Annotated in this window: 13 protein-coding genes; 7 read left to right on the top strand and 6 right to left on the bottom strand. The window is 71.6% G+C overall.

Annotated features, from left to right (window positions below; all coding sequences use genetic code 11):
* Positions 1 to 220 precede the first annotated feature (220 nt).
* Genes ACWDO5_RS16585 through ACWDO5_RS16570 form a run of 4 tightly spaced genes read left to right on the top strand, consistent with a single transcriptional unit; the run spans position 221 to position 4,401 of the window.
* Positions 221 to 1,270 (top strand): 2-keto-3-deoxygluconate permease, encoded by a 1,050-nt coding sequence (locus ACWDO5_RS16585; protein WP_450530995.1) that lies wholly within the window; start codon positions 221 to 223, stop codon positions 1,268 to 1,270.
* Positions 1,271 to 1,290: 20 nt separating this feature from the next.
* Positions 1,291 to 2,553 (top strand): four-carbon acid sugar kinase family protein, encoded by a 1,263-nt coding sequence (locus ACWDO5_RS16580; RefSeq protein WP_450530994.1) that lies wholly within the window; start codon positions 1,291 to 1,293, stop codon positions 2,551 to 2,553.
* Positions 2,554 to 2,599: 46 nt separating this feature from the next.
* Positions 2,600 to 3,634 carry a 4-hydroxythreonine-4-phosphate dehydrogenase PdxA gene (gene pdxA, locus ACWDO5_RS16575; protein WP_450530993.1) on the top strand — a complete coding sequence of 345 codons (1,035 nt, stop codon included), beginning with the start codon at positions 2,600 to 2,602 and terminating at the stop codon, positions 3,632 to 3,634.
* The gene (locus tag ACWDO5_RS16570) at positions 3,631 to 4,401 is read left to right on the top strand and encodes a DeoR/GlpR family DNA-binding transcription regulator (protein WP_450530992.1); all 771 of its coding nucleotides are present in this window, start codon (positions 3,631 to 3,633) and stop codon (positions 4,399 to 4,401) included. Before pdxA ends, ACWDO5_RS16570 begins: the two co-directional genes overlap by 4 nt.
* A gap of 288 nt (positions 4,402 to 4,689) precedes the next feature.
* Here the strand turns inward: ACWDO5_RS16570 and ACWDO5_RS16565 are convergent, their stop codons facing one another.
* Genes ACWDO5_RS16565 through ACWDO5_RS16550 form a run of 4 tightly spaced genes read right to left on the bottom strand, consistent with a single transcriptional unit; the run spans position 4,690 to position 9,206 of the window.
* On the bottom strand, positions 4,690 to 5,646 hold the full coding sequence (locus ACWDO5_RS16565) for a DUF2510 domain-containing protein (protein WP_450530991.1): 957 nt from the start codon (positions 5,644 to 5,646) through the stop codon (positions 4,690 to 4,692).
* Between the two features lie 32 nt (positions 5,647 to 5,678).
* Complete coding sequence (locus tag ACWDO5_RS16560) at positions 5,679 to 6,461, bottom strand: 3-oxoacyl-ACP reductase (protein WP_450530990.1); 783 nt, start codon at positions 6,459 to 6,461, stop codon at positions 5,679 to 5,681.
* Positions 6,462 to 6,465: 4 nt separating this feature from the next.
* Positions 6,466 to 7,875, bottom strand: a complete 1,410-nt coding sequence (locus tag ACWDO5_RS16555) for an aldehyde dehydrogenase family protein (RefSeq protein WP_450531031.1) — start codon at positions 7,873 to 7,875, stop codon at positions 6,466 to 6,468.
* The gene (locus ACWDO5_RS16550; protein WP_450530989.1) at positions 7,842 to 9,206 is read right to left on the bottom strand and encodes a glutamine synthetase family protein; all 1,365 of its coding nucleotides are present in this window, start codon (positions 9,204 to 9,206) and stop codon (positions 7,842 to 7,844) included. Before ACWDO5_RS16550 ends, ACWDO5_RS16555 begins: the two co-directional genes overlap by 34 nt.
* Positions 9,207 to 9,263: 57 nt before the next feature.
* Here ACWDO5_RS16550 and ACWDO5_RS16545 point away from each other — a divergent pair, with 57 nt between their 5' ends.
* The 3 genes from ACWDO5_RS16545 (at position 9,264) to ACWDO5_RS16535 (ending at position 12,380) form a co-directional block, all read left to right on the top strand.
* Positions 9,264 to 10,013 (top strand): FadR/GntR family transcriptional regulator, encoded by a 750-nt coding sequence (locus tag ACWDO5_RS16545; RefSeq protein ID WP_450530987.1) that lies wholly within the window; start codon positions 9,264 to 9,266, stop codon positions 10,011 to 10,013.
* Positions 10,014 to 10,203: 190 nt separating this feature from the next.
* A complete protein-coding gene (gene eat / locus ACWDO5_RS16540) occupies positions 10,204 to 11,649 on the top strand; it encodes an ethanolamine permease (RefSeq protein ID WP_450530986.1) in 1,446 nt (481 codons plus the stop codon).
* A gap of 53 nt (positions 11,650 to 11,702) precedes the next feature.
* Positions 11,703 to 12,380 carry a gamma-glutamyl-gamma-aminobutyrate hydrolase family protein gene (locus tag ACWDO5_RS16535; RefSeq protein WP_450531030.1) on the top strand — a complete coding sequence of 226 codons (678 nt, stop codon included), beginning with the start codon at positions 11,703 to 11,705 and terminating at the stop codon, positions 12,378 to 12,380.
* Between the two features lie 22 nt (positions 12,381 to 12,402).
* Here ACWDO5_RS16535 and ACWDO5_RS16530 read toward each other — a convergent pair whose 3' ends face one another.
* Both ACWDO5_RS16530 and ACWDO5_RS16525 read right to left on the bottom strand, forming a co-directional pair.
* Positions 12,403 to 13,341 (bottom strand): LysR family transcriptional regulator, encoded by a 939-nt coding sequence (locus ACWDO5_RS16530; protein WP_450530985.1) that lies wholly within the window; start codon positions 13,339 to 13,341, stop codon positions 12,403 to 12,405.
* A 9-nt stretch (positions 13,342 to 13,350) separates the two neighbouring features.
* A partial coding sequence (locus ACWDO5_RS16525) for a hypothetical protein (protein WP_450530984.1) occupies positions 13,351 to 13,605 on the bottom strand: 255 nt, incomplete at its 5' end.

Raw genomic sequence — 13,605 nt, 5'->3', positions numbered from 1 at the left:
AGTTGGGGTGCAACACGTTCCCGATGTCCGCTGCAACCGGATCGTCACACCCGCGCCAGATGGAGGACACTCTGTAAATTGCACGTTTCAAGCACCTTGCGCGAAGCGCGCACACACCTTTAATGTCCACGTCATCAGCGGAGCGCGCGGTTCCTCTTCTTTGGGAGGGTGTGCCGTGTCGCCGACACCCTCATGGGGCCGATAGAAGGCAGAGGCCGCAATGTCCATACCGATCAAGAGAAGCCTGGAGCGCGTGCCCGGCGGGATGATGCTCGTCCCGCTGCTGGTGGGCGCTGCGATCAACACCGTCCACTCCGGCACCGGCGAGTTCTTCGGCTCGTTCACGGGCGCACTGTTCTCGGGCGCGCTGACGATCCTCGCGGTGTTCTACCTCTGTATGGGCGCCACGATCGAACTGCGCACCACGCCCTACATCCTGAAGAAGGGCGGGGCGCTCCTCATCGTGAAGGCCGGCGTCGCGGTCGTGATCGGCGTCATCGCGGGCCATTTCCTGGGCGAGACCCCGGTCAACGGCGGGGTGTTCGCCGGTCTGTCGACCCTGGCCATCGTGGCCGCGCTCAACGACACAAACGGCGGCCTGTACATGGCGCTGATGGGTCAGTTCGGCAAGCCCAAGGACGCGGCCGCGTACTCGCTGATGAGCCTGGAGTCCGGTCCGTTCCTCACGATGCTCACGCTGGGCGTCGCCGGTCTGTCCGCCTTCCCGTGGCAGACCATGCTCGGTGCGATCCTGCCGCTCATCGTCGGCATGATCCTGGGCAACCTCGACCCCGAGATGCGCCGCTTCCTCGGCGCCGCCGTGCCGGTGTGCATCCCCTTCTTCGGCTTCGCGCTCGGCTCCGGTATCGACCTGGGCGCCGTGTGGACGGCCGGTCTGCTCGGCCTCGGCCTCGGCCTGTTCGTCCTGATCATCAGTGGCAGCACCCTCTTCGCGACAGACAGGCTGATCGGCGGCAACGGTCTGCCCGGCCTCGCGGCCGCCAGCACCGCCGGTAACGCGGCCGCCGTGCCCGCGCTCGTCGCGGCCGCGAATCCCGTGTACAAGGAAGCCGCCGACAAGGCCACCGTGCTGGTGGCCGCCTCCGTGGTGGTGACCTCCCTGCTCACCCCGGTCATCACCGCCGCGTACCACCGCAGGCTGCTGCGAGTACGGCCGGAGGCAATCGCCGACGACGTGCCCGCCGAGACCACGGCGGCGATACCCTCGCCCGCCGGCGCCGCGGCAACCGACGGGATCACGCGCCGGTGAGCCAGGTACCGCCGCATCACATGACCTCCCCGTCCCCCTCGCTGCTCATCGTCGCCGACGACCTGTCGGGCGCGGCGGACAGCGCCGTCGCGCTCGCCGGGCGCGCCGACACGGTGGTGCTGCTGTACGCGGAGGCCCAGTGGCCGCGGGCGACGGTGGTCGCGATCGACACCGACTCCCGTTACGCGTCCGCCGGCGCCGCGTCCGACCGGGCCGCGGCGGCCATCCGCCGGTCGGGGCCGCAGACCCTGGTCTACAAGAAGATCGACTCAACGCTCCGAGGCAACATCGGTCCCGAGGTCAGCGGCTGCCTGTCGGCCCTGAACGAGCGGGAAGGGGGGCGTCACCTCGCGGTCGTCGCCCCTGCCTTCCCCGCCACGGGACGCACAGTCGTCGGTGGCCGGGTCCTCCTCGGTGGCGAGCCCGTCGAGGAACGGCACCCTGGCCGCCGCCCCCTCATCGAACAGCTGGAGGCCGCGGGCCTGACCGTGGCGCTGCTGAGCCTCGCGGAACTGCGGGACGGCGACCCGTCCCGCGCCCTCGCGGCGGCGGCCGGCACAGCCGACGCGGTGGTCGTCGACGCGCTCACCGACGAGGACCTCGCGCTCACGGTCCGGGCCTCGGCGGACCTGCCCGTACTGCTGGTCGGCTCCGGCGGCATGGCCCACAAGCTGGGCCCGCTGCGGACGGACGTGGATCCGGCGTCCGGTCCCGCAGCGCCCGCCGCTCCCGCTGCCGCCGTACCGTCCGGTGCCGCGCCGTCCGCGGCCGTGCCGGGCCTTTTGGCCCCCGGCCCGGCGCTCATCTGCGTCGGGAGCCGGAGCGAGGTGGCGCACGCCCAGCGCCGCACGCTCATCGAGGAACTGCCCGCCGTGCCGGTCGAGGTGACGACCGCGCCGCACAGCGCCGCCCGCGCGATGCGCGAACTGCGCACCGCGCTCGCGGAGGGCGACGACGCCGTTGTCTTCCTCGACCCCGCCCAGGCCGTGGAGCCCGAGCGCGCCCAGCAGTTCGCCGTGGCACTGGCCGAGGTCACGCGCGCCGGTCTGGACCGCGCGGGAGCCCTGGTCGCCACGGGCGGCGAGACCGCGCGGGCCGTGCTGCTCGCGGTCGGCGTGCACACGCTCGCGGTCGAGGGCGAGGTCGAGCCCGGGGTGGTACGGATGCGTACGCCCGGCGGGCTGACCGTCATCACCAAGGCCGGGGCCTTCGGCGATCCGGGGACGCTGCTGCGTGCCACGCGGACGCTGCGGGGCCCGGCCGCCGCGACCGCCACCGCCTGACCCGTACCGTTTCCGTGCCACCGCAACAGATTCTGAAGGATGACGCATGTCCAAGCCTGTAATCGCCATCACCATGGGGGACGCCGCCGGCGTCGGACCGGAGGTCGTCGTCAAGGCGCTGGCCGGCGCCGCCGCTTCGCTTCCCTTCCTGCCCTTCGTGGTGGGAGACGCGGCCCGGCTGCGCCGCGCGGCCGAACTGACAGGTGTCGGTCTTCGTGTCAACACGGTCGCCTCCCCCGAGGAGGCCGCCTATCAGCCCGGCACCGTGGACTGTCTGGACCTCGCGAACATCCCTGAGGACCTGCCGTTCGGGAAGCTGTCGCCGGTGGCCGGCGAGGGTGCCTACCGGTACATCGAGGCGGCCACCCGGCTCGCCACCGAGGGGCGCGTCGACGCGATCTGCACGGCGCCGCTGAACAAAGAGGCGCTGCACGCGGCCGGCCACAAGTACCCGGGCCACACCGAACTGCTCGCCCACCTGACCGGCACCCCGGAGGTGTCGATGCTGCTGTCGGCGCCGAAACTGCGCGTCATCCACGTCACCACGCACATCGGACTGGTCGACGCGGTCGCGAAGATCGAGCCGGGCCTGGTGGAACGGACCATCCGCCGCGGGTACAAGACACTGGTCGCCACGGGCATCGCCGCCCCGCGCATCGCGGTGTGCGGCATCAACCCGCACGCCGGCGAGAACGGCCTGTTCGGGCAGGGCGAGGAGGAGGCCAAGGTCGTCCCCGCGATCGAGAAGCTCCGCGCCGAGGGCATCGACGCGCAGGGCCCGCTCCCGGCCGACACCGTGTTCTTCCGCGCCGTGCGCGGCGACTTCGACCTGGTCGTCGCCATGTACCACGACCAGGGCCACGGCCCGGTGAAGGTGCTCGGCCTGGACGCCGGTGTCAACATCACCGTCGGCCTGCCCGTCATCCGCACCAGCGTCGACCACGGGACCGCGTTCGACATCGCGGGCACCGGCCGCGCCGACGAGGCGTCGATGGTCGAGGCGCTGCGCCAGGCCGTGGAACTGGCGCCGCGACGGGGCGGTGCGGCGGCGGGTACCGGGTCCGAAGAGAATGCGGCGTGAGCGGGGCGCAGCGGCGCCAGGAGATCCGCGACCTGCTGCAGGTGCGGCCCCTGTCGGTGAGGGAACTGGCCAAACGGTACGGCGTGTCCGAGTCGACCGTCCGCCGGGACCTGACGCGGCTGTCGGAGTCCGGCGAGGTCGTCCGTACGTACGGCGGCGCGCTGTCGCCGGGCGGCGCGGAGGAGCAGCCGCTGCAGGAGCGGGAGACGCTCGCCCGCGCCGAGAAGGCGGCGATCGCCCGCGCGGCCGAGGCCCATGTGGCTGGCTGCCGGCTGGTCCTCCTTGATGCGGGTACGACGGTGGGGGCGCTCGCGTCCCGGCTGGCGACCCACGACGGGCTGACGGTTGCCACGCCGGGGCTGACGTCCGTCGACATCCTGGCCGGGGTGCCGGGGATCGAGCTGATCGTCCTCGGCGGTACGGTGCGGCCCCTGAGCCTGGGGACGGTCGGCCCGCTGGCCGAGTCGGCGGTGTCGCAGCTGACGGCGGACGCGGTCTTCCTCGGCGCGGACGGTGTGGTGGCGGGCCGCGGCATCTGCGAGGCGCGGCCGGAACAGGCGTCGCTGAAGCAGCTGATGATCGCACGGTCGCGGGCGGTCTATGTGCTGGTCGACGCAGAGAAACTGGGCCGCGAGGAGTCGCACTGGTGGGCCACGTTCACCCGTCCCTGGACGCTGATCACGGACGCGAGCGCGACGGAAGCGCAGCTGGCGCCGTTCCGCGAGGACCCGCTGTGCACGGTGGAACTGGCAGACGCGCGCGTCTGACGCCGCGGCTGCCCGCGAGTCGCGACGTGGCGGCCGCCAAGCCTGGCGGGCGCCGACGCTTGACAGACCGGCCTACCACCGGGGGCCTCAGTACTCCGGGCCCGCCCCCCGCTCCCGACAGCGGGGGCCGGGCCCGGTCATCATCCTGTTCGACCAGGTGCCGGCGAGCTCACTCAAGCCCGCTCCATTCTGGAGCCGGCGCGTCGAACCCTGGAGACACTCTGCTGACCGCAGAGATGCACGTCGATTTGCCCGGTCGAGGCTGCGCGACGAGCCACTGGCCGGCCGTCAGCTCTGGTCCGGGCCGATGCTGCTGCCCACGCCGCCGCTCGTGGAGTCGCCGATCGGGCGGATGCTCGCGGCGATCCTGTCCATGTCGGCGAGCTTCGGCCCGTCCGGACCCGCGTCGAAGGCGAAGCGGACGACGACCATCGCCCCGGTGCCCACCGTCGAGGGGAAGGCCAACGACTGGACATACCCGCCAGGGCCCGCTCCGGTGATGACCCGCCAGCGCACCAGATAGCCCGCACGCCCGGCCACCGCGATGGACTGGGACTTGAGCACGGTGTGGGACTTGATGCCGCCGAAGATGCGAGTGCCGAGGGTGTCCTCCTCGTACGCCTTGTCCGCCGCCGTCTCGATGTCCTGTTTGGCGAGGGTCGCGGGCGAGTTCACATCGGTCTGGCCGGCGGTGATCGACGACACCCGGCCGTGCCGGCAGAGCGAGGAGCCTCCTCCCGGGCAGTCGTAGGTCTCGTCCGTCACCATCGTGGTGCCCTCGTCGAGGGAGCTGTCGGACTTCTCCCAGCCCTCGGGGACGGCCATGGTGATGCCGTTGAGCTGGTCGGTCAGCAGCGCGGAGTCGTCGCTCGCGGGCGGGGTAGGGGCCTGGCTGTTCTTCGGATCCGCCGTCGTCGGGGCCGGTTCGGAAACGCTCGGTGCGGACTTCGGCTTCGTACCGTCGTCGTCCGTCCCGAGCAGCACCGCGCCGGTGGCGACCGCCGCGACGAGCACCACGCCCGCGGCGCCGAGCGCCACCAGCCGCGCCTTGCCGCCGCCTCCGGGTGCCGCCTGCCGCGTCGGCACGGCCGGCGGACCGAACCCGGCGGCCTGGGACGGGGCCGGGACGGGGGCCTCCGCCTGGACCGGGCGGGTGTGCGCGGTCCAGGCGGTCCCGTCCCACCAGCGCTCGCTGCCGGGCACGTTGGGGTCCGGGTACCAGCCCGCCGGGGTCGTCATGCTCATCCGGCCACCCTAGGGGGGCCGCTTCCGTGCTTCTACACGGGAGTGACGTACGCGCCCGCGATTCCGCCGTCGACGAGGAAGTCCGACGCGTTGATGAACGAGGAGTCGTCGCTGGCGAGGAAGGCCACGGCGGCGGCGATCTCGTCCGCCTCCGCGAACCGTCCGGCCGGGATGTGGACCAGGCGGCGCGCGGCGCGCTCCGGATCCTTGGCGAACAGCTCCTGCAGCAACGGGGTGTTGACCGGCCCCGGGCACAGCGCGTTCACCCGGATCCCCTCGCGGGCGAACTGCACGCCGAGCTCGCGCGACATGGCGAGCACTCCGCCCTTGGACGCGGTGTACGAGATCTGGGAGGTCGCCGCGCCCATGACGGCCACGAACGACGCCGTGTTGATGATCGAGCCGCGGCCCTGGCGCTGCATGTAAGGGATGGCGGCCTTGCAACACAGGAAGACGGAGGTGAGGTTGACCTCCTGGACACGCTTCCAGGCCTCCAGGCCCGTGGTGAGGATCGAGTCGTCGTCGGGCGGCGAGATGCCCGCGTTGTTGAAGGCGATGTCGACGCTGCCATAGGTGTCGTACGCGGTCTTGAACAGCGCCTCGACCTGCTCGGCGTCGGTGACGTCGACGCGTACGAACGTGCCGCCGACCTCCTCGGCCGCGGCCTTGCCCGCGGTCTCGTCGATGTCGGCGCAGACGACGTTGGCACCCTCGGTGGCGAGGCGGCGCGCGGTGGCCAGGCCGATGCCGCTGCCGGCGCCGGTGATGACGGCGGTACGGCCGACCAGGCGGCGGCAGATGTTCTGGGCGGTCATTGCTTCAGGCCTCCGTGCTGATGAAGACGTTCTTGGTTTCGGTGAAAGCGGTGAGGGCGTCGGGGCCGAGTTCGCGGCCGAGACCGGACTGCCGGTAGCCGCCGAACGGCGTCCAGTAGCGGACGCTGGAGTGGGAGTTGACGGAGAGGTTGCCGGCGGCGACGGCGCGGGAGACGCGGATCGCCCGGCCGACGTCGCGGGTCCAGATGGAGCCGGACAGGCCGTACTCGGTGGCGTTGGCGAGCCGGATCGCGTCGGCCTCGTCGTCGAAGGGGAGGACGACGGCGACCGGGCCGAAGACCTCTTCACAGGCGGCGGGGGCGTCCGGCGCGAGGTCGGTGAGGACGGTCGGCGGGAACCAGAAACCGGGGCCTTGCGGGGCGGTGCCGCGGATCGCCTTCAGCTCGTCGGGGACGTACCCACGTACCCGCTCCAGCTGCGCCTGCGAGATCAGCGGGCCCATCTGGGTGTTCTCGTCGGCGGGGTCGCCGACGACGACGGACTCGATCGCCGGGGCGAGAAGGTCGAGGAAGCGGTCGTACACCGAGCTCTGCACCAGGATGCGGGTGCGGGCGCAGCAGTCCTGGCCGCTGTTGTCCAGGAAGGACATGGGGGTGGCGGCGACCGCGGCTTCGAGGTCGGAGTCGGCGAAGACGATGTTGGGGCTCTTGCCGCCGAGTTCGAGGGTTACGCGCTTCACGCGGTCCGCGCACTTGGCCATGATCTGCTTGCCGACGCGGGTGGAGCCGGTGAACACGATCTTCGCGACCCCCGGGTGCTCGACCAGCGCGTTGCCCGCTTCGTCGCCCGCGCCCGGCAGCACCTGGAACAGGTGCTCGGGCAGACCTGCCTCCAGGGCGAGGTCGGCCAGCCGCAGCGCGGTGAGCGGGGTGGTCTCCGCGGGCTTGAGGAGGACGGCGTTGCCGGCGGCGAGGGCCGGGGCCGTGCCCCAGGCGGCGATCGGCATGGGGAAGTTCCAGGGCGCGATCACCCCGATGACGCCGAGCGGTTCGAGGATGGTGATGTCGAGGCCGCCCGCGACGGGAATCTGACGGCCATTCAGGCGCTCGACTCCCCCGGCCGCGAAGTCGAGGAGGTCGCGGACGTTGCCCGCTTCCCAGCGGGCGTTGCCGATGGTGTGCCCGGCCTCGCGCACCTCCAACAGGGCGAGTTCTTCGAGGTGTTCGTCGACGACCGCGGCGAAGCGGCGCAGCAGCCTGGCCCGGTCGGCGGGTGCGGCGGCCGCCCAGCCCTGCTGGGCCTTCGCGGCCCGTGCGACGGCGGCGTCGACCTCGGCGGCCGTCGTCGCCCGGACGGTCTCGACGACCTGCCCGGTCGCGGGGTTGAGCACCTCGTGGTACGCGTACGGCAAAACGTGCCTCACAGACGTTCGAAGGAGCGGCGGAGCTCCCAGTCGGTCACCGCGGCATCGAAGGCTTCGAGCTCGACCCGCGCCATGTTGCGGTAGTGCGCGACGACTTCGTCGCCGAATGCGGCCGTGGCGATGGGGCTGTTCTCCCAGAGTTCGGCCGCTTCGCGCAGTGTGGTGGGCACCTGCGCGTATCCGGCGGTGTACGCGTTCCCGGAGCACTCGTCCGGCAGTTCCAGCTGCTGCTCGATGCCGTACAGACCGGCCGCGACAAGGCCCGCGACGGCCAGGTGGGGATTGACGTCGCCGCCCGGCAGCCGGTTCTCGAACCGCATCGAGCGGCCGTGGCCGACGACGCGCAGCGCACAGGTGCGGTTGTCGTAGCCCCAGGCGACGGCGGTCGGCGCGAAGGAGCCGGGCTGGAAGCGCTTGTACGAGTTGATGTTGGGCGCGTACAGCAGCGAGAAGTCACGCAGCGCGGCCAGCTGTCCGGCCAGGAAGTGGTGCATGACCTGCGACATTCCGCCGGGTCCGTCGCCCGCCATGACGTTCGCGCCGGTCTCGTCCTGGAGCGAGAGGTGGATATGACATGAGTTGCCCTCGCGCTCGTTGTACTTGGCCATGAAGGTGAGCGAGACGCCCTCCTGGGAGGCGATCTCCTTCGCGCCGGTCTTGTAGACGGCGTGCTGGTCGCAGGTGACCAGGGCTTCGTCGTACTTGAAGGCGATCTCGTGCTGACCGGGGTTGCACTCGCCCTTGGCGGACTCGACGACCAGACCGGCGGTCGCCATCTCGTTGCGGATCCGGCGCAGCAGCGGCTCGATGCGGCCGGTGCCGAGGACGGAGTAGTCGATGTTGTACTGGTTGGCCGGGACGAGATCGCGGTAGTTGCGGTCCCAGGCCTCCTCGTAGGTGTCCTTGAAGACGATGAATTCGAGCTCCGTGCCGACGTGCGCCGTGAAGCCGTGCTCGGCAAGGCGGTCCAGTTGGCGGCGCAGGACCTGGCGGGGCGCGGCGACGACGGATGAGCCGTCGTTCCAGGCGAGGTCGGCGACGAGCAGCGCGGTGCCCTCGTTCCAGGGGATTCGGCGCAGTGTGGTGAGGTCGGGGTGCATGGCGAAGTCGCCGTAGCCGCGCTCCCACGAGGACATCTCGTAACCGTCGACGGTGTTCATCTCGGTGTCGACGGCGAGGAGGTAGTTGCAGCCCTCGGTGCCGTGTTCCAGGACCTCGTCCAGGAAGAAGGGGGCGGCGAACCGCTTGCCCTGGAGCCGCCCCTGCATATCGGGGAACGCCAGGACGACTGTGTCGATCTCACCGCCCGCGACGAGGATGCGAAGCTCCTCGACCCCGAGCGGGGGTTTGCGGTCTGCCACGGGATTACGCCTCCTTGGGCCAGCCGGAAGCCATAAGGTATTACTGAAGACCATTGCATGGGAAGAGGAAACGGCGACGTGGTGAAGAAGAACGATGCGGCCGATCCGCTGACGCCCGTGCTGCGCCCCGTGCGCGCGGGCAACGGCTTCGAGGAAGCACTGGAACAGATTCTTCAGCTGCTGCGCCTCGGACTGGTCGCCGGGGGCGAACGGCTGCCCGCGGAGCGCGAACTCGCGGACCGGATGGGGATCAGCCGGGTCACGCTGCGCGAGGTACTGAAGGTGCTCACCGAGCAGGGGCTCGTTGAGAGCAGGCGCGGCCGCTACGGCGGAACGTTCGTGCTGCACCGCCCCGACGCCCACGGCGAGGACGAGCTGCGCCGACGCGTGGCGGATGTGGACGTCGAGGACACCCTTCGCTTCCGCGAGGTGCTGGAGGTGGGGGCCGCCGGGCTGTGCGCCGCGCACGGCCTGTCCGACGAGGGCGCGGACCGGCTGCGTACGGCCCTTACCGCGACGCACGACGCGCCGCTCGCCGAGTACCGGCGCCAGGACACGCTGCTGCATCTGACCCTCGCCGAGCTGTCCGGCTCCCCCACGCTGACCGCGCGATACGCCGCGGTGCGCGCCACGCTGAACGATCTGCTGGACTGCATTCCGCTGCTCGTACGCAACCTCGAGCACTCGCAGCACCAGCACACCGCGCTGGTCGACGCGGTGCTCGACCGGGACGCGGACGCGGCGCGCGAGGTGATGCGGGAGCACTGCGAGGGGACGGCGGCGCTGCTGCGCGGCTTTCTCTCCTGACACTCCTGCTCCTCTCCCGACCTCTCCCCTGCTCCACTTCTACGCTCTCCTGACCCTCGGCTTCTACGCTCTCCTGACCCTCGGCGGCGTCCGAACCGTAACCGCAGCTTTACCCACAGGGCTTGCGCATCCCGGATACCTGCCGCAAAGGTGTCCGCACAAACCATTGACCTCTGCCAGGAGCGAACTCATGGCCGAAGGCACCACCACACGCGACCAGTCCCCCGCCGACGACGCCTACCTGAACCGGCGCGCCCTGCGCAGGGGCAGCGCCGGCTGGCTGCTCCTCACGGGGCTCGGCGTCGCCTACGTCGTCTCCGGCGACTTCTCCGGCTGGAACATCGGCCTGTCCAAGGGCGGCTTCGGCGGGCTCGCGATCGCCACCCTGCTGATGGGCGCGATGTACGCCTGTCTCGTCTTCGCACTCGCCGAGCTGTCGGCGATCCTGCCGACGGCGGGCGGCGGCTACGGCTTCGCCCGCCGCGCGCTCGGCACCTGGGGCGGGTTCCTGACCGGCACCGCGATTCTCATCGAGTACATCCTCGCGCCCGCGGCGATCGCCATCTTCATCGGCGACTACGTCGAATCGCTGGGCCTGTTCGGCCTGGAGTCCGGCTGGCCGGTCTATCTCGCCTGCTTCGCGATCTTCATCGGCATCCATCTGTGGGGCGTCGGCGAGGCGCTGCGCTTCAGCCTGGTGGTGACGGCGATCGCGGTCACGGCGCTGCTGATATTCGCGGTCGGCGCGTTCACGGACTTCAGCGCGGGAGGTCTGGACGACATCCCCGTCGACAAGGATGCGTTCGGCTCGGGTTCCTGGCTGCCGTTCGGCCTGCTCGGCATATGGGCGGCGTTCCCCTTCGGCATGTGGTTCTTCCTCGGTGTCGAGGGCGTGCCGCTGGCAGCGGAGGAGGCGAAGGACCCGGTGCGCTCGATGCCGCGGGCGCTGGCCATCTCGATGGGGATCCTGGTGCTGCTGGCCGTGCTGACGTTCTTCGCCTCGACGGGCGCGCAGGGTTCGGCCGCGATCCAAGAGGCCGGAAACCCGCTGGTGGTGGCGTTGCAGGGGAGCGGCGATCCGACGCCGCTGAGCCGCTTCGTCAACTACGCGGGGCTGGCGGGCCTGGTCGCGTCCTTCTTCTCGCTCATCTACGCGGGCTCGCGCCAGCTCTTCGCGCTCTCCCGGGCCGGCTATCTCCCGCGCTTCCTCTCCCTCACCAGCCGCCGCAAGTCGCCGTACCTGGGGCTGCTGATCCCGGGGGCGATCGGCTTCGCGCTGGCGGCGGGGACGGGGAACGGCGCACGGATGCTGAACATCGCGGTCTTCGGCGCGACGATCAGTTACGCACTGATGGCCCTGTCGCACATCGTGCTGCGCCGCCGCGAGCCGGAGCTCCCGCGCCCCTACCGCACTCCTGGCGGCACGCTCACCTCGTCCGTCGCGTTCATCCTCGCGCTGTCCGCGCTGGTGGCGACGTTCCTGGTGGACAAGGACGCGGCCTTCATCGCGCTGGGCGTCTACGCCGTCGCCCTCGCCTACTTCGCGTTCTACAGTCGCCATCATCTGGTGGCGCGGGCGCCGGAGGAGGAGTTCGCGGCACTGGCGGCGGCCGAGGCCGAACTCGAACGAAACTGAACCGGAAACGAAACCAGATGGAACAGAACAGAACGGAAGAGAACGGAGTCGCTGTGTCCAAGCCGCTCATCGGCGTCACCACGTACCTGGAGCCGGCCGCGTGGGGCGTGTGGGAGATGCCCGCGGCGCTGCTGCCGGCCGGATACCCCCGCCTGGTCCAGGCAGCCGGCGGCCTCGCGGCGCTCCTCCCGCCCGACGACCCGGCCCAGGCCGAGCGGGTCGTGTCCCGGCTGGACGGCCTGGTGATCGCGGGCGGAGCGGATGTCGAGCCCGTACGGTACGGGGCCGAGCCCGAGGCGCGTACGGGCCCGCCGGCGCGGGACCGGGACGGGTGGGAACTCGCCCTGATCCGGGCGGCTTTGGCGTCCGGGACGCCGCTGCTGGGGATCTGCCGGGGCCTGCAACTGCTGAACGTGGCGCTCGGCGGGACGCTGGTCCAGCATCTGGACGGGCACGTCGGGGGTGTGGGCGTCTTCGGCGCCCACACCGTCAAGCCGGTCCCGGGGACGCGGTACGCGGAGATCGTCCCGGAAGAGTCGTCGGTCCCGACGTACCACCACCAGTCGGTGGACCGCCTGGCCGACGCCCTCGTGGCGAGCGCGCACGCGGAGGACGGCACGGTGGAGGCGGTGGAGCTGTCGGGGCCGGGGTGGGCACTGGGGGTCCAGTGGCATCCCGAGGCGGGGGACGACATGCGGGTGATGTCGGCACTGGTCCGGGCGGCGGGGTAAGGGTGCGGGGCGTCGCGCCCCGTCAGCCCGAACTCGGCCCCCCGCGCGTCAGCGTCAGCAAGTCGCGCGCCGGGCCCGTCGGGCGGTGGGAGGTTGGCCAGACCGCGCGCAGGGCGCGGCGGAGGTCGACCGAGTCCAGGGGGATGCTCGTCAGGCGGCGCGCCGTCAGTTCCTCCGTGACCGCCAGTTCGCTCAGGACTGCCGGGCCGGCGCCGCTCACCGCCGCTGCCTTTACCGCAGTGGTGGAGGCGAGTTCGATCAGCGGTTCGGCCAGGCCGCCGCAGGCGGACAGGGCCGAGTCGAGGACCTGGCGGGTGCCCGAGCCCCGTTCGCGCAGGATCAGCGGCGCGGCCGCCAGTTCCGCCGGGGTCAGTGGGGCTCGGCGGCGGGCCCACGGATGGCTCGGGGCCACGACCACCAGGAGGCGGTCGTGGCCGATGACCGTCCCGTCCAGGCCGTCCGGCACGGACAGGCCCTCCACGAAGCCCAGGTCCGCCTCGCCCGCAAGCAGGCGCTGAGCCACCGCCGCGGAGTTCCCGGCCAGCAGCGAGACCGCCGTGCCGGGGCGCCCGGCCCTGAGCGCGATCAGCCAACCGGGCAGCAGGTACTCCGCGATGGTCATCGAAGCCGCCACCCGCAGCCGCGAATCGCGCCGCCCGCGCAGCGCCTGCGCCCCCGCGTCGAACGCCTCCGCCGCCTCCACGACCCGCAGCGCCCAGTCCGTGACCAGCGCCCCCGCGTCCGTCAGCCGCGACCCACGCGGGGAGCGGTCGACCAGCGCCACCCCCAGTTGGCGCTCCATCGAGCGGATCCGGCTGCTCGCGGCGGGCTGGGTGATGCCGAGTTCGCGCGCCGCGCGCCCCAGGCTGCCGTGCCGCGCGACTGCCAGCAGCAGCTCCAGCGCGCCCAGGTCCGGCACCCGGTGCGCCAACGGCACCCGCACTTCATCCTCGTTGCTCATAAATCCAGCCTATGGGCCCGCAGGGGAGAGATCCCTGGTGGGGAGCCCTGCCCACGTGAGAGCGAAAACGTGGTCATCGCCGTGCAGCACCGCCCTCGCCCCGTCGTGTCCACCCTCACGACCGTACGCCTGCCGGCCCCCCGCCACCTCGGCCCCAGCTGCGCGGCCTTCGTGGTACCGGTACCGCCCCGGTGCCGCCGACTCCAGCAGGGACGTGTCGACCAGCGCCTCCAGCAGGTCCTCCGACTCCTGGAGCGGCAGTTC

The organism is Streptomyces sp. NPDC000880, assembly GCF_053599675.1.
Note: the sequence above shows the minus strand (reverse complement) of the source record. Positions and strands in the feature narration are given on the sequence as shown.